Source organism: Leifsonia poae, from assembly GCF_027921845.1.
Lineage (GTDB): Bacteria > Actinomycetota > Actinomycetes > Actinomycetales > Microbacteriaceae > Leifsonia > Leifsonia poae.
The window spans coordinates 163,701-179,092 of record NZ_BSEN01000003.1; the positions used below are offsets into that span (position 1 = coordinate 163,701).

Sequence of the window (15,392 nt, forward strand, 5' to 3'; positions counted from 1 at the left end):
CGCCGCGTAGGCGCGGGCCGCGCGGCGCGCGGCGGGAGCGGCGCGCGGCGGGAGCGGCGCGCCCCGCGAGCATGCCCCGCGGCACGCGAAAGCGGGGCCGCCTCCGAAGAGGCGGCCCCGCTCGTCGTACGACTCGAGCGCCGGTTAGTCGCTCGAGGCGGCCAGGTCGGGCGTCGCTGGGCCGGTGCCGAGGGCGGCCGTGGCGTTGATGCCCGCGCCGACCGGCTCCTTGCGCGATTCGGTGGTGAACACGAACTCGCCGTCCTTGAAGTCGACGTGCACGTGGTCGCCCGCGTTCAGCTCGCCGTGCAGGATGCGCTCGCTCAGGCGGTCCTCGATCTCGTGCTGCACCGCGCGGCGCAGCGGACGAGCTCCGAGCGTCGGGTCGAACCCGACCTCGATGAGGCGCTCCTTGGCGGCCTGCTCCAGCGTGATGGTCATGTCACGGTCGAGCAGTCGAGCCGACAGGCGCTTGATGAACAGGTCGACGATCTGCAGCAGCTCGGGCTTCGACAGCTGCGGGAAGACGATGATCTCGTCGACACGGTTGAGGAACTCCGGCTTGAAGTTCTTCTTCAGCTCTTCGTAGACCTTGCCGCGCATCCGGTCGTAACCGGTCTGCGGGTCGCCCTCGATCTGGAAGCCGACCGGGCCGCCGGAGATGTCCTTCGTACCGAGGTTGGTGGTCATGATGATCACGGTGTTCTTGAAGTCGACCACGCGACCCTGGCCATCCGTCAGGCGTCCCTCCTCCAGAATCTGAAGCAGCGAGTTGAAGATGTCCGGGTGCGCCTTCTCGATCTCGTCGAACAGCACCACGCTGAACGGCTTGCGGCGCACCTTCTCGGTGAGCTGGCCGCCCTCTTCGAAGCCGACGAATCCGGGAGGGGCACCGAACAGTCGCGAGACCGTGTGCTTCTCGCCGTACTCCGACATGTCGAGGGAGATCATGGCCGACTCGTCGTCGAACAGGAACTCGGCGAGCGCCTTGGCCAGCTCGGTCTTACCGACGCCGGTGGGGCCGGCGAAGATGAACGAACCGGAGGGGCGCTTCGGGTCCTTCAGACCGGCACGCGTGCGGCGGATGGTCTTGGAGAGCGCCGAGATGGCCTCCTCCTGACCGATGACGCGCTGGTGCAGTGCCTTCTCCATGAAGACGAGTCGAGCCGACTCCTCCTCGGTGAGCTTGAACACCGGGATGCCCGTGGCCTGAGCCAGCACCTCGGCGATGAGACCCTCATCGACCTCGGCCGTGGTCTTCACGTCACCGGAACGCCACTGCTTCTCGAGGCGCAGGCGCTCTCCGAGGAGGTTCTTCTCCTCGTCGCGCAGCGATGCGGCCTTCTCGAAGTCCTGGTCTTCGATCGCGGCTTCTTTCTGCGAACGAACGGCGGCGATCTTGTCGTCGAACTCGCGCAGCTCCGGCGGAGCCGACAGGATCGACAGACGCAGGCGGGCGCCGGCCTCGTCGATCAGGTCGATGGCCTTGTCGGGCAGGAAGCGGTCCTGGATGTACCGGTCGGCGAGGTTGGCCGCCGAGACGATGGCGCCGTCGGTGATGGACACCTTGTGGTGCGCCTCGTAACGGTCGCGCAGCCCCTTGAGGATGTTGATCGTGTGCGGCAGCGACGGCTCGTTCACCTGGATCGGCTGGAAGCGGCGCTCGAGAGCGGCATCCTTCTCGAAGTGCTTGCGGTACTCGTCGAGCGTGGTCGCGCCGATGGTCTGCAGCTCACCACGGGCGAGCAGCGGCTTCAGGATGCTCGCCGCGTCGATCGCGCCCTCAGCGGCACCAGCACCCACCAGGGTGTGGATCTCGTCGATGAACGTGATGATGTCGCCGCGGGTGCGGATCTCCTTGGTGACCTTCTTCAGGCGCTCCTCGAAGTCACCGCGGTAGCGGGAGCCGGCGATCAGCGAACCGAGGTCGAGAGTGTAGAGCTGCTTGTCCTTCAGCGTCTCCGGAACGTCGCCGCGCACGATCGCCTGGGCGAGGCCTTCGACGACGGCGGTCTTGCCGACGCCGGGCTCGCCGATCAGCACGGGGTTGTTCTTGGAGCGTCGGGACAGGATCTGCATGACCCGCTCGATCTCCTTCTCGCGCCCGATCACGGGGTCGAGCTTGTTGTCCCGCGCCGCCTGCGTGAGGTTGCGGCCGAACTGGTCGAGGATCTGGCTGCCTGCCTGCGCGGTGGCCTGATCGTTGCCTCCGACCTGGACCTGCTCCTTGCCCTGGTATCCGCTCAGGAGCTGGATGACCTGCTGGCGCACGCGGTTGAGGTCGGCGCCGAGCTTCACGAGCACCTGGGCGGCGACGCCCTCGCCCTCGCGGATCAGGCCGAGCAGGATGTGCTCCGTGCCGATGTAGTTGTGGCCGAGCTGCAGGGCCTCGCGAAGCGAAAGCTCCAGCACCTTCTTGGCGCGCGGCGTGAAGGGGATGTGGCCGGTCGGCTGCTGCTGACCCTGGCCGATGATGTCTTGAACCTGCTCGCGCACGGCATCGAGGGAGATGCCGAGCGACTCGAGCGCCTTGGCCGCGACACCCTCACCCTCGTGAATCAGCCCGAGCAGGATGTGCTCAGTGCCGATGTAGTTGTGGTTGAGCATCTTGGCTTCTTCTTGTGCCAAGACGACGACGCGGCGGGCTCTATCGGTGAATCTCTCGAACATGTCTACTCCTCCGGTGCCGTTGCAGGGTTGGCATCGATACAAAGAGAGTAACCACCGATGCGCGCCGATACTGCCCCTGTTCGCCGTGGGCGTGACGAGATCAGCGGATGCGCAGGATCAGCCGGGCAGGCCGGGCAACGTCAGCGTGGAGTCCGGCAGCTTCACCGTCACATCCGAGGTGGTGGTGATGCCGCTCGGGGTGCGGAACACGGTCGTGTAGGGGACGTAGTCGCGGGTGCACACACCGCCCGGCGCCGGAGCGAGGGTCGCCTTCAGCTGGTTGCTCGCGACGGTCGACACCGACGCGATCTTCGGCGGGCAGCTCGAGCTGCCGTAGAGCGTGATGGCGAACTGCTGGCCGTTCTTCATCCACACGGCGTAGGCGGCGCCTCCCGCACTGCTGGCCGGCGCCTCGACGCCTTTCGGCTCCCCCGCGTACTGGTCGATCGGCTTGTTCGACGCGGTCGAGCATCCGGCCAGCGCGAGCGAGACGAGCAGCACTCCCGCGGCCGCGAACGGCAGACGGACCCGGGCGGCGGAACGGGCGGGGGCGGGAGTCGAGATCACGGGACCCATTCTAGAAAGCCAGGCCACCGGGTGCCTGAGTGCGACTTAGGATGCTCGTGTGAGCAACCTGGAGCGCGACCCGGCGGAACTGCTCGTCGACGGCGGAACGCTGACGACCGAGTCGCCTGTGGAGATCCTCGAACCGCGCGATGTGCCGCTCGGCGGCCCCCGCGCCATGAACGTTCGCCGCACGCTCCCCCAGCGACGGCGCTCGCTGATCGGCGGCTGGTGCTTCATCGATCACTACGGCCCCGACGACGTGTCGGCGACCGGCGGGATGCGCGTCCCACCGCATCCGCACACCGGGCTGCAGACGGTGAGCTGGCTCTTCGAGGGCGAGATCGAGCACCGCGACAGCGTGGGAACGCACGAACTCGTGCGACCGGGCGAGCTCAACCTGATGACGGCCGGCCGCGGCATCAGCCACTCGGAGGTGTCGACGCCGGGCACCGCGCGGCTGCACGGCGTGCAGCTGTGGGTGGCGCTCCCGGCGGCGACGCGCGATGTCGCTCCGTTCTTCGAGCATCATGTGCCGCTGGCGACGCGACTCGGCGCGGCCGAGGTGCGCGCCTTCGTCGGCGCGCTCGCCGGCAGCGGGACGGATGCGTCGATGTTCAGCCCGCTGCTGGGTGCGCAACTGACGGTCCCGGCCGGATCGACGGTGGAGGTGCCCCTCGACGGATCGTTCGAGCACGGCATCCTGGTCGATGCCGGCGCCGTGACGGTCGCGGGTGTCGACGTGCCTGTCAACCACCTCGCCTACCTGTGCCCCGGCCGGTCGTCGGTCGAGCTGACCGCCGGCGACACGGATGCCCGGCTCATCCTGCTCGGGGGTGAACCGCTGGGCGAGCAGATCGTGATGTGGTGGAACTTCATCGGCCGCAGCCACGACGACATCGTGCAGTATCGCGCCCAGTGGCAGGCCGACGTGATCGCCGGCGACGATCCGGCCGGCCGGTTCGGCGAGGTGACCGGCTATGACGGGTCGCCCCTCCCGGCGCCCGAGCTGCCGACGGTGCGACTCAAGCCGCGCGGCTGACGCCTCCCGTCGAGGGCGGCAGGTGCCCTACTGGAGGGCTGAGGTGAGCCGCGCGAGGTTGTCGAGCACGGTCGAGCGCAGTGGCTGCTTCATCCACTCGTCGAGCGTGAGCTCCTTGCTGTCGCGGCGGTAGCCGTCTTCGACCGCGCGCATCTCGTCGACGAACGAGCGCCCGCGCACCATCAGCGAGACCTCCATGTTCAGCTGGAACGAGCGCATGTCCATGTTGCTCGAGCCGATCACCGCGACGTCGTCGTCGATCGTGAAGTGCTTCGCGTGCAGGATGTACGGCTTCTTGTACATCCAGATCCGCACGCCGGCGCGCAGCAGGGCCTCGTAGTACGACCGCTGCGCGTGGTACACGAGCGCCTGGTCGCCGATCTCCGACACGAACAGGTCGACCTTGATACCGCGCTGCACGGCGGTCGTGATCGCCATCAGCATCGACTCGTCGGGCACGAAGTACGGCGACGTGATGACGATGCGCTCCTGCGCGTAGTACAGCAGCGCGAGGAACAGCCGCAGGTTGTTCTCGCCGCGGAATCCGGGACCGCTCGGCACCACCTGGGCGTCCAGGGAGTCCGTCGTCAGCTCGGCGGTGATCGGCTCCGTCTCGCGGCGCAGGAGTTCGTCGGTCTCGCTGTACCAGTCGGTGATGAAGATCGCGTTGAGACCGGCGACGATCGGGCCCTCGAGCCGAACGATCAGCTCTTTCCACTTCAGGCCGCGGCGGATGTTCGACTTCTTGTTGTAGCTGCGGTCGATCACGTTCTGCGAGCCCATGAATCCGACGGCGCCGTCGACGATGAGCAGCTTGCGGTGGTTGCGCAGGTCGGGGCGCTGGTACTTGCCCTTGAACGGCTGTACCGGGAGCATGAGCTGCCACTTGGCGCCCATCTCCGTGAGGCGCTTGATCGTGTGCTTGTAGTCACGCGTGCGCAGCGAGGCGATGTGGTCGAGCAGCACACGCACGGTGACGCCCCGCTTGACCGCCGCCTCCAGCGCATCGAAGAACGGCTTGGTGGTCTGGTCGCAGGTCAGGATGTAGAACTCGACGTGCACGTACTTGCGCGCCTTGTTCACTTCGTCGGTCATCGCGTCGAGCGAACCCTGGTAGTCGCCGTTGAGCGTTGCGCTGTTGCCGCCGACGAGCGGCATCGCCCCGAGGTTGCGGTTCAGCTCGACGACCGACTCGAGCCAGGGCGGCCACGGGTGGTCGCGGCTGACCCGCTCGATACCCTCCGTGCTGTCGATGATGAAGCGGTTGATCTCGTCCTGCTTGGTCCGCCGGCTCTTCGGGAGCTTGTAGCTGCCGATCAGCAGGAAGAACAGCACGCCGAGGTACGGGATCAGGAAGATGGCGAGCAGCCAGGCCGTGGCCGAGGTCGGCTTGCGGTTGCGGGGAACGATGATGACGGCGATGACGCGGATCACGAAGTCGACGAGCAACGCCAAGCCCACGATCAACGTCGGGAGGAGTCCAGCGTCCATCGGCGCGAGTCCCCTCTGTCAGCCATTCCGAACGATGTGGCTCACGCCAGGCGCGAACCACACATCGCTACCGTAGCGAAATCGCGGCGCGAACGTGCGCAGCTACGGCTTCTGCGGCAGGCCGCGGCGTGCGCGCTCTTCGGCCTCGAGGCGCGAATACGCCTTGCGCTCGGTGCGGTCGGCTCGAATGATCGCGCGCATGATCACCCAGAAGAGCAGCCCGACGAGAACGGTCGGTGCGAGTGACCACACGATGCCAGCGACGACGTCATTCATAACCTGATAATGGTAACGCCCCCAGCTGTGAACGGAGTTCATCACGCCCCCCATCCAGACCTTCCTGACGACCTGGAGCTTCGACCCCGTCGCCTTCGCCGCGATCATCGTGTCCGGCGGTCTCTATCTCGCGGGCATCCTGTCACTGCGACGGCGGGGCCACCGATGGCCGCTGCGGCCGACCATCCTGTTCTTCGCGCTGGGCCTCGGTTCGTACGCGTGGATCTCGTTCGGCTTCCTCGGTGCATACAGCAGCGAGCTGCGCTGGGCGTTCACGACCCGCATCGCCCTGCTCCTGTTCGCCGTGCCGGGCCTCATCAGCCTCGGCCTGCCGATCGCCCTCGCGCGCACCGCCCTGAGCGGGCGGCCACGGCGGTTCGCAGATTCGGTTCTCGGCTCCCGCCTCGTCCGCCTGTTCGGCAACGCCATCTTCGCGCCGCTGTTCGCCTGCGCCGTCTTCCTCGTCTTCCTGACGCCCGCCGCGGCGATCCTGCGCGACAGCCCGTGGTCGGAATGGACGATCACCCTGCTAGCACCGCTGGCGGGCATCCTGATGGTGCTGCCGATCGCGGCGCACTCGGTGATCCGAACCGGGTTCTTCATCACGATCGAGTTCCTGCTCGCCTTCGTCGAGATGCTGCTCGACGCGGTGCCAGGGCTCCTGCTGCGGCTCAACGACGGCATCCTCGATCACGCTCCCGCGATCATCGGACGGCTGCCGATCTGGTTCCCGACGGCGCAGCACGACCAGCACCTCTCGGGCGACTTCCTGTGGTTCATCGCGGAGATCGCCGACGTTCCCGTGCTGATCTTCCTCTTCGTGCGCTGGATGCGCAGCGATCACCGCGAGAGCAGGAAGATGGACGAGCTCACCGACGAGCAGATGGAGGAGCTGACCCAGGCGCACCTGCGCCAGCACCACTGAAGCCGGTAACTCGGGCCCGGTTGATCGGGGCCGGTTACGTGAGGCCGGTTACTTGACCAGCGGGAACAGGATCGTCTCGCGGATGCCCAGACCGGTCAGCGCCATCAGCAGCCGGTCGATGCCCATGCCCATGCCGCCCGACGGCGGCATGCCGAACTCGAGCGCCCGCAGGAATTCCTCGTCGAGGCGCATGGCCTCGCCGTCGCCGGCCGCGGCGAGCTTGGCCTGCTCGACGAACCGCTCGCGCTGGACGACCGGGTCGACGAGCTCCGAGTATCCGGTCGCCAGTTCGAAGCCGCGGACGTAGAGGTCCCACTTCTCCACGACACCCTCGCGCGAGCGGTGGGCGCGTACGAGCGGGCTCGTGTCCACCGGGAAGTCGAGCACGAACGTCGGCCGCACCAGGTTCCCCTTGACGAAGTGCTCCCACAGCTCCTCGACGTACTTGCCGGGCAGGGGGTGCTCGATCTCGATGCCCTCCTGGGCCGCGATCTCGCGCAGTCGCACCATCGGGGTCTCGGGCGTGATCGGCTCGCCGACGGCATCCGACAGGCTGTCGTACATCCGGATGCGGTCCCATTCGCCGCCCAGGTCGTATTCGGTGCCGTCCGCCCAGGTGACGACGTGCGAGCCGCTGATGGCCTTCGCCGCGTTCTGGATCAGCGTCTGGGTCAGGTCGGCGATCGAGTTGTAGTCGCCGTACGCCTGGTAGGCCTCGAGCATGGCGAACTCCGGCGAGTGCGTGGAGTCCGCGCCCTCGTTGCGGAAGTTGCGGTTGATCTCGAAGACGTGGTCGATGCCGCCGACGACGGCGCGCTTGAGGTACAGCTCCGGCGCGATCCGCAGGAACAGGTCGGTGTCGAAGGCATTGGAGTGCGTGACGAACGGACGCGCCGACGCACCGCCGTGCATGGTCTGCAGCATCGGGGTCTCGACCTCGACGAAGTCGCGCTCGGCGAAGGTGCGGCGCAGGCTGGCGACGGCCTTGGCGCGGTTGAGCACGTTGGCACGCGCCTGTTCGCGGGCGATCAGGTCGAGGTAGCGGTTTCGCACGCGCGTCTCTTCGCTGAGCTCGTTGTGCAGGTTCGGCAGCGGCAGGATCGCCTTGGCGGCGATGGCCCACTCCGCCACCATGATCGAGAGCTCACCACGGCGGCTCGAGATGACCTCGCCGGACGCGAACACGTGGTCGCCGAGGTCGACGAGTTCCTTCCAGGAGTCGAGCGACTCCTGCCCGACGGCCGCGAGCGAGACCATCACCTGGATGCGCGTGCCGTCGCCCGACTGCAGCACCGCGAAGCAGAGCTTGCCGGTGTTGCGCAGGAACACGACGCGCCCGGCCACACCGACGACCTCGCCCGACGTCTCGTCGGCCGCCAGGTGCCCCCACTTCTCACGCACCGCCGGGATGGTCGTCGTCACCGGCACAGAGACCGGGTACGCGCCGCCGGCCGGCGTCGCCGCCTCGTCGATCAGACGCTCGCGCTTGGCCAGGCGAACCGCCTTCTGCTCGCTGATCTCGTCATCAGTGAGTTCAGGCTCGGTGGTCTGCGCGTCGCTCATGTGCGTCTTTCGTTCAGGGAGGCTGGTGGCGGATCAGGGGATGCTGATGCGTTCGTTGTCGATGAGCCTGGTGGTTCCGAAGCGGGCGGCGACGAGCACGACGGCGGGGCCGTGGTGACCGGCGTCGACGGCGAGGAAGGTCTCCGGATCGACGACAACGAGATAGTCCAGCTTAACGGCTGGCTCCGCGTCGATGCGCGCCTGGGCGGCGGCGGCCACGGCGTCGGCGCCCTGTGCGGCGGCGGCCTCAGCGGCGGCGAGCGCCTGCGACAGCACGACGGCGGCGGCCCGGTCGTCGGCGCCCAGGTAGCGGTTGCGGCTCGAGAGCGCGAGACCGTCGGCCTCGCGCACGGTGTCGACGACGGCGATCGTGACCGGGAGGTTCAGGTCGCGCACCATACGGCCGACGAGGTGCACCTGCTGGGCATCCTTCTGCCCGAACACGGCGACGTCGGGCGCGACGATGTTGAGCAGTTTCGCGACGACGGTGAGCATCCCGTCGAAGTGCCCCGGGCGCACAGCGCCCTCGTAGAGTGCCGCGACGGGGCCGGCGGCGACGCGGGTCTCCGACGGGCCGTACGGGTACATCTCGTCCACCGACGGCGCGAAGACGATGTCGGCGAGTCCGTCGAGGGCGGCGACGTCGGCGTCGAGGGTGCGGGGGTAGCGGTCAAGATCCTCACCGGCGCTGAACTGGAGCGGGTTGACGAAGATCGAGACGACGACGATGCCTCCGAGGTCGCGCGCACGTGAGACGAGCTGAAGGTGGCCGTCGTGCAGGGCGCCCATGGTCGGCACGAACACCACACGCGAGGCGGGGGCGTCGGAGCTGCCCTCGCGCACGGCGGACTCACGGGCCGACGCGAGCGTCGAGCGCAGTTCGGCGATGGTGGAAACGACCTGAGGCATCTGCTCCCCTACGATCGCCGCACCCCAGCGGGGCGCTCACGAAGACGACCGGACATCCAGGCTACTCGTCGTCGTCGCGCCCGTCGTCGCGCCCGAGGTCGCGCCCGTCCTCGCGCCCGAGGTTTCCGCCCGTACCGTCATCGCCGTCGTCATCGCCGTCGTCGAACGGCAGCCCGAACGCTCCGAGTCCGCCGCGCGAGCCGTCGAGCACGCTCCCCACGTCGAGCATGCCGGCCGGCGTCGCATGCGTGAGGGCGTTGTCGACGGCCGAACGCACCAGCGAGCTGAGGAAGCCACCGGCGTTCTCCACGCCGATCCCGCGCAGGATGCCCGTCGATTGCTCCACGATGGCGCGCGAGAACGAGGTCGCGGTCGCGATGGCCTCGGCGTAAGCGGCCCGGTCGGCCTCCGCGATCACCACGGGTTCGCCGCCCATCTCGACGACGAGCGCCTGGGCGATCGGCAGCACCGGGCCCGGCGCGGTGACGGCGAAATAGCTCTCTGCGAGTCGGGCGAGGTCGAGGCTGGTGCCGGTGAACTCGAGCGCCGGATGCACGGCCAGTGGGATCGCGCCCGCAGCGGCCGCCGGGGCCAGCACGCCGACGCCGAACCCCGGAGCCGTGTGCAGCACGATCTGCCCGGGCTGCCAGGTTCCCGTCGCGGCGAGGCCCGCGACCAGCGCAGGCAGCTCGTCGTCGGGCACCGCGATGATGACGAGTTCGCTGCGCTCGACGATCGTCGGCACGTCCAGGATCGGCACGGCGGGCAGCAGCGCTCCCGCCCGCTCCCTGCTGGCCTGGGAAACGGCCGAGATGCCGACCACCGCGTGACCGGCGCCGGCGAGGGCGGCTCCCAGGATGGGGCCGACGCGCCCTGCTCCGATGATGCCGAGTCCGAGGCGTCCTGATCGCTCCATCAGCCGAGTTCCTCTCCGGTGGGAGTGCCGCTGGGAGTGCCGCTGGGAGTGCCGCCGGGGGTTGCGGTGGTGGTGCCGGCGTTCGCGCCGGGGTCGACCGCGGGCCGCGGACGGGACGGCGGGAACGCTCCCCAGCGATGGCTGCGGTCGCTCTGCGCCGAGGTGATCGCCGTTGCGGCGACCTGGTCGAAGAGCACGACGCTCTGCTCGCGGTCGATGGCGGGCAGCCGGGGACGCACCGGGCCCGAGACCGTGTGCAGCCGGGTGGACGCGAGGGCGAGCATCCGGTCGATCGGGCCCTGGTAGAGCTCGAGGCTCTGCAGGCGGGCGAGCGGCACGATGGCGAGGCTGCGCCAGACGACGCCGCGCCGCAGCAGCAGCACGCCGCCGATCATGCTGTAGCCGGTGCGCTGCCAGGAGAACGGGCGGATCCACGCCGCCCGCTTCGGGCTGCCGACGAAATCGTCGCGACCGCGTGAAGTCATGCCGGCCGCGATGATCGCGCGATGCTCCTCGATGGCGAACTCGGGGAGGACGAGCGCGAGCACCCGTTCGACGTCCCTGGCGTCGCCGACCGGCAGCATCGTCGTGTTGGGCTGACCGGCGGCACCTTTCTCGCGCGAGTGGCCGGCGGTGTCGATCCGGATCTGCCACCAGCCGAACGGGCGCCAGAGCAGGGGCTGCATGACCTCGACGGCGTGGATGCGGCCGGGCGGGAGCGTCTCGTTGCTGGTGCTCAGGAGCCCGAAACCGAGCCGCACCCCGTCGGGCGTGCCCGCGATCGAGTACCGGAGGGACTTGGTGAACCGGTTGATGTAGAAGCTCGCCGAACCGATCAGGCCGGGCAGCACGACGAACAGCAGCCAGACCCGGCCGGTCGACGCACCGACGACGAGGAGCGCGACGACGATCAGCAGGAACACGGTGAATCCGCTCAGCAGCAGCGAGCCGAACAACCGCAACGGCGGAATCTTCACGACCGACTGCGGAGGCGCGGCGTTCGGGTCGAGTTCGGGCGCCATGAACTCGTTCACCCGGCGGTTGACGAGGTCGGAGACGCCGGCGGTGCGCGCCGCCGGTGCGGGGACGACCGGCTGGCCGTTCGCGTCGAACAGCGCGACGGCCGGCCCTGCCGGGGGCGGCGTGGGCGTGCCGCCGGCAGCCGTGCCGCCGGCAGCTGCGCCGTCGACGGCCGCACCGTCGACACCGCCCGCCGCTTCGGAGCGCTCGGCCTCCCGCACGCCCGAGGCCAGCCGCAGTACGTCACCGCGCAGCCCGTCGGCGAGGGTCGATCCGAGGTACGAGAGCTGCACGTTCGCGTCGTGCCCGGCCACCGAGATGTCCAGCTTCGCCGCACCGAAGATGCGCGCCAGGAACGGCCGCACCACGTTGATGCCCTGGATGCGATCCAGCCGCGCCTTGCGCTGGGTGCGGAAAAGGATGCCGCTGCGCACCTCGACCGCGTCTCCGGTGATGCGGAAGCTGTGCATCCGCCACGACAGGTAGAAGCCGCCGATGCACAGGGTCAGCACGACGACGAGGGCGAGCAGCGCCCAGCCCTCCCAGCCGCGGTTGTAGATCTCGTCGAGCGGGTCGCCGCCGAAGTCAGGGCCGCCGACGAAGAAGGTGACGATGCGCTCGCGCAAATTCGACAGCACGTAGCCGAGCACCGCGATGAACACGATGCCGCCGCGCAGCAACGGCGTGGCCGGATGGAGGCGGTGCCACTCCCCGTCGGTGAACCGCTCGGCGGCCTTCTCGGCGGGGCTGAGCTGGGCGCCGGTCACAGCCCGGCCCGTCTGCTCTCCGCGAGTTCGACGAGGCGGTCGCGCAACTCTGCGGCCACCGGTTCGGGCAGCCCCGGGATGACGACGCCGGTCGACGCCGCGGCCGTCACGAACTTGAGGTCGGCCAGCCCGAGCAGGCGCCCGACCGGTCCGCGGTTGATGTCGATGAGCTGCATGCGGCCGTACGGCACCGAGACGAAGCGCTGGAACATGATGCCGCGGCGGAACAGCAGATCGTCTTCGCGGGTGCGATATCCGATCGACCGCGCACGCCGTGGCGCGATGATCAGGGCGATGATGCTGATCACGACGACGGCCGCGAGCAGGATCCAACCCGCGTTCCAGCCTGCGACGAGCCAGAGGAAGACCGACACCGCGCTGGCGATCAGTCCGGAGATCACCGTGCTGACGATGACCACGACGACGTACTTGGGCGACACCCGGTTCCACTCCCCGACGGAGAGATCAAGGCGATTTTGCATGGGCGTTCTCCGGATCGTCGTCGTTGTCTTCCGGGGGGAGCGTGCACATGTGCTCGGCCACGAGGCCGGCGGCGAGTAGTACGGCGGCGCCGACGGTGGTGGCGACGGCCAGCCACACGGCGGAACCGCCGGGGATCACGGCGCGGCTCAGCAGGAACACCAGCACGCCCGCGCCCGCGCCGGTCAGGAGGGCGCCGCTCAGGCTGCACGCCTTCGCGAGCACGACGATGCGCATGGCCTGGAACGGGTCGATGCGGCGCGAGGTGCGCCCGTGGGTCGCGCGGCGGATCGGGATGGCGAAGGCCACCACGATGATCGCGATGACGACGAGGGTGATCGGCAGGCTCAGCGGCGGGATGAAGACGGCGACTCCGCCGCCGGCGGCCGCGAGCTCGATCAGGAAGCCGATCACCGCCCCGGCGACGCCGAGGCCGATGAGGGACGTCGCCCTGGTGCGTCTCATCGGGCGGTCCCCTTCGCTTCGTACGGGGTCACGACGTCGGCGGAGCCGGCCGCGAGGTCGGCTACGCGTCCGTGACCGGTGAGCACCGCATCCGGATCGATCGCGAGCCACGGAACGAGCACGAAGCCGCGCCCGGCCGCGCGCGGATGCGGCAGGGTGAGACGTTCGTCGTCGGCGGTGCGGCCGTCGTAGTCGACGATGTCGATGTCGATCGTGCGATCACCCCAGCGCTCCTGGCGAACCCGTCCCAGCTCGTCTTCGACCGCATTGACCGTGTCGAGCAGCGCGTGCGGGTCGAGCGTGGTGTGGATGCGGGCGACGGCGTTCAGGTACGCGGGTGCGTCGTGGTCCACTCCGGTGAGCTTGAGTGCCGGCGTCTCGTAGAGCGGCGACACGGCGTCGATCCGGATGCCCGGGGTCGTCTCGAGCGTCGCGAGCGCCGCGCGCAGAGTCGCCTCGCGGTCGCCCAGGTTCGCGCCGAAGGCGAGCACGGCGGGAACCGCCGGACGCAGCCGCTGCGGCTTGGGACGCACGGCGGCGGTCACGACCGCTCCCTCCGGATGCGCACCGCGACATCGCCGAACGGCACCTCGATGGGCGCGTCGGGCTTGTGCACGGTCACCTCGACCGCCAGCACCGGGGGGTGACCGAGCACGACGGCGGCGACGCGTTCGGCGACCGTCTCGATGAGGTCGACGGGATCACGGCGCACGGCGTCGGCCACCTCCACCGCGAGCTCGCCGTAGTGCACCGTGTTCGCGACGTCGTCGCTCGCCGACGCGGGCGAGAGGTCGAGGTGCGCCGTCAGGTCGATCACGAAGTCCTGGCCGTTCTCCCGCTCGAAGTCGTAGACGCCGTGGTTGGCGCGCACGCGCAGACCGGTGAGGATGATCGCGTCGGATCCCCCGGACGAAGCTGGCCTAGTCATCTCTTCCAGCTTGCCATGCCCTGACCACATCCAGTGCGATGCGCGTCGAGGGCACGTCGTGCACGCGCACGGCCCAGACGCCCGCCTCTGCCGCGAGCGCGCTGATGACGGCCGTCGGGGCATCCCGCTCGCTCGCCGGGGCGCCGTCGGGCAGCAGCGCGCCGAGGAACCGCTTGCGCGACGCCCCGATCAGCACCGGATAGCCCAGGGTCTCGAACGCGGCCAGGTCACCGAGGACCTGCCAGTTGTGCTCGCCGGTCTTGGAGAAGCCGAGGCCGGGGTCGACGATGAGCTTCGACGGGTCGACGCCGCGCTGCACGAGGTCGGTCAGCCGCGCCGAAAGCTCCGACCGCACCTCCGACACCGTGTCGGTGTAGCGCGCGAGCGTGTCCATCGAGTCGCTCTGGCCGCGCCAGTGCATCACGACGTACTGCAGGTCGGTGTCGAGCACCGCCTGGGGCATGTCCGGATCCGCCAGGCCGCCCGACACATCGTTGATGATCGCGGCACCGGCGTCGGCCGCCGCGCGTGCCGTCGACGCGTTCATGGTGTCGACGCTGACGGTGATGCCGCGCTCGGCCAGAGCGCGGATCACCGGGATGACACGCGTGCGCTCCTCGGCCGGATCGACCCGCACGGCGCCCGGACGCGTCGACTCGCCACCGACGTCGATGATGTCCGCGCCCTGGGCGACGAGCTGGTGCGCGTGATCGATCGCCGCGTCGGCCTCGAACCACAGGCCGCCGTCGCTGAACGAGTCCGGCGTCACGTTGAGGACGCCCATGATGAGCGTCACGCGACGCCACGTCCGATCAGCGCGATCAGCTCGGCGCGGGCGGCCGGCTCGGTGAACGCCCCGCGCGAGGCGATGGTCACGGTCGTGCTGTCCGTCTGCCGCGCGCCGCGGGTCGTCACGCAGGTGTGCGCGGCGTCGAGGACGACGAGCACTCCGCGCGCGTCGAGACCGCTCTCGATCACGTCGGCGATCTGCTCGGTCAGGCGCTCCTGCACCTGGGGGCGTGCGGCCAGCGTGTCGATGACGCGCGGGATGCGGCCCAGTCCGACAACGCGCTCGCCCGGCAGGTAGGCGACGTGCGCCACACCGAGGAACGGGAGCAGGTGGTGTTCGCACACCGACCGGAACCGGATGTCGCGCAGCAGCACCGTCTCGGCATCCGGGCCCTCGAGCGGGACCGGCTCGCCGAGGTCCTCCAGCGGGTCGGCGCCGATGCCCGAGAAGAACTCCTCGTAGGCGTCGGCCACCCGCTGCGGGGTGGTTTCGAGCCCCGGACGCGCAGGATCCTCGCCGATGGCGGCGAGGATCTCGGCGACGGCCGCCTCGATGCGCGGACGATCGAAACCGGTCATGCGCGCGC

16 protein-coding genes are annotated in these 15,392 nt (G+C 69.3%); 2 read left to right on the forward strand and 14 right to left on the reverse strand.

Annotated elements, in window-relative coordinates:
- Positions 1-144 precede the first annotated feature (144 nt).
- Entirely contained in the window at positions 145-2,670 is a 2,526-nt protein-coding gene (locus tag PKE84_RS04445; protein ID WP_271176008.1) for an ATP-dependent Clp protease ATP-binding subunit, read from the reverse strand.
- 117 nt (positions 2,671-2,787) lie between these two features.
- Positions 2,788-3,237, reverse strand: a complete 450-nt coding sequence (locus PKE84_RS04450) for a hypothetical protein (RefSeq protein ID WP_271176009.1) — start codon at positions 3,235-3,237, stop codon at positions 2,788-2,790.
- Positions 3,238-3,295: 58 nt separating this feature from the next.
- On the opposite strand from PKE84_RS04450, the gene PKE84_RS04455 reads away from it, so the two are divergent.
- Positions 3,296-4,276 (forward strand): pirin family protein, encoded by a 981-nt coding sequence (locus PKE84_RS04455; protein WP_271176010.1) that lies wholly within the window; start codon positions 3,296-3,298, stop codon positions 4,274-4,276.
- 27 nt (positions 4,277-4,303) lie between these two features.
- Here the strand turns inward: PKE84_RS04455 and cls are convergent, their stop codons facing one another.
- Positions 4,304-5,767 carry a cardiolipin synthase gene (gene cls / locus PKE84_RS04460; RefSeq protein WP_271176011.1) on the reverse strand — a complete coding sequence of 488 codons (1,464 nt, stop codon included), beginning with the start codon at positions 5,765-5,767 and terminating at the stop codon, positions 4,304-4,306.
- Positions 5,768-5,869: 102 nt separating this feature from the next.
- On the reverse strand, positions 5,870-6,043 hold the full coding sequence (locus PKE84_RS04465) for a hypothetical protein (RefSeq protein ID WP_271176012.1): 174 nt from the start codon (positions 6,041-6,043) through the stop codon (positions 5,870-5,872).
- A gap of 109 nt (positions 6,044-6,152) precedes the next feature.
- On the opposite strand from PKE84_RS04465, the gene PKE84_RS04470 reads away from it, so the two are divergent.
- The gene (locus tag PKE84_RS04470; RefSeq protein WP_271176013.1) at positions 6,153-6,968 is read left to right on the forward strand and encodes a cytochrome c oxidase assembly protein; all 816 of its coding nucleotides are present in this window, start codon (positions 6,153-6,155) and stop codon (positions 6,966-6,968) included.
- Between the two features lie 48 nt (positions 6,969-7,016).
- Here the strand turns inward: PKE84_RS04470 and lysS are convergent, their stop codons facing one another.
- The 10 genes from lysS to folE all read right to left on the reverse strand — a co-directional run bounded on the left by lysS (position 7,017) and on the right by folE (position 15,384).
- Positions 7,017-8,531 (reverse strand): lysine--tRNA ligase, encoded by a 1,515-nt coding sequence (lysS, locus tag PKE84_RS04475; protein WP_271176014.1) that lies wholly within the window; start codon positions 8,529-8,531, stop codon positions 7,017-7,019.
- 33 nt (positions 8,532-8,564) lie between these two features.
- On the reverse strand, positions 8,565-9,440 hold the full coding sequence (gene panC / locus PKE84_RS04480; protein ID WP_271176015.1) for a pantoate--beta-alanine ligase: 876 nt from the start codon (positions 9,438-9,440) through the stop codon (positions 8,565-8,567).
- 61 nt (positions 9,441-9,501) lie between these two features.
- Positions 9,502-10,356, reverse strand: a complete 855-nt coding sequence (locus PKE84_RS04485) for a DUF2520 domain-containing protein (RefSeq protein ID WP_271176016.1) — start codon at positions 10,354-10,356, stop codon at positions 9,502-9,504.
- A complete protein-coding gene (locus tag PKE84_RS04490) occupies positions 10,356-12,143 on the reverse strand; it encodes a PH domain-containing protein (RefSeq protein ID WP_271176017.1) in 1,788 nt (595 codons plus the stop codon). Before PKE84_RS04490 ends, PKE84_RS04485 begins: the two co-directional genes overlap by 1 nt.
- Complete coding sequence (locus PKE84_RS04495; protein ID WP_271176018.1) at positions 12,140-12,625, reverse strand: PH domain-containing protein; 486 nt, start codon at positions 12,623-12,625, stop codon at positions 12,140-12,142. Before PKE84_RS04495 ends, PKE84_RS04490 begins: the two co-directional genes overlap by 4 nt.
- Positions 12,609-13,088, reverse strand: a complete 480-nt coding sequence (locus tag PKE84_RS04500; protein ID WP_271176019.1) for a DUF3180 domain-containing protein — start codon at positions 13,086-13,088, stop codon at positions 12,609-12,611. The genes PKE84_RS04495 and PKE84_RS04500 overlap by 17 nt, the downstream gene beginning before the upstream one ends.
- The gene (gene folK, locus PKE84_RS04505; RefSeq protein ID WP_271176020.1) at positions 13,085-13,633 is read right to left on the reverse strand and encodes a 2-amino-4-hydroxy-6-hydroxymethyldihydropteridine diphosphokinase; all 549 of its coding nucleotides are present in this window, start codon (positions 13,631-13,633) and stop codon (positions 13,085-13,087) included. The genes PKE84_RS04500 and folK overlap by 4 nt, the downstream gene beginning before the upstream one ends.
- The gene (gene folB, locus PKE84_RS04510; protein ID WP_271176021.1) at positions 13,630-14,016 is read right to left on the reverse strand and encodes a dihydroneopterin aldolase; all 387 of its coding nucleotides are present in this window, start codon (positions 14,014-14,016) and stop codon (positions 13,630-13,632) included. The genes folK and folB overlap by 4 nt, the downstream gene beginning before the upstream one ends.
- The gene (gene folP / locus PKE84_RS04515; RefSeq protein ID WP_271176022.1) at positions 14,009-14,812 is read right to left on the reverse strand and encodes a dihydropteroate synthase; all 804 of its coding nucleotides are present in this window, start codon (positions 14,810-14,812) and stop codon (positions 14,009-14,011) included. Before folP ends, folB begins: the two co-directional genes overlap by 8 nt.
- Entirely contained in the window at positions 14,809-15,384 is a 576-nt protein-coding gene (gene folE, locus PKE84_RS04520) for a GTP cyclohydrolase I FolE (RefSeq protein WP_271176023.1), read from the reverse strand. Before folE ends, folP begins: the two co-directional genes overlap by 4 nt.
- Between the last annotated feature and the right edge of the window lie 8 nt (positions 15,385-15,392).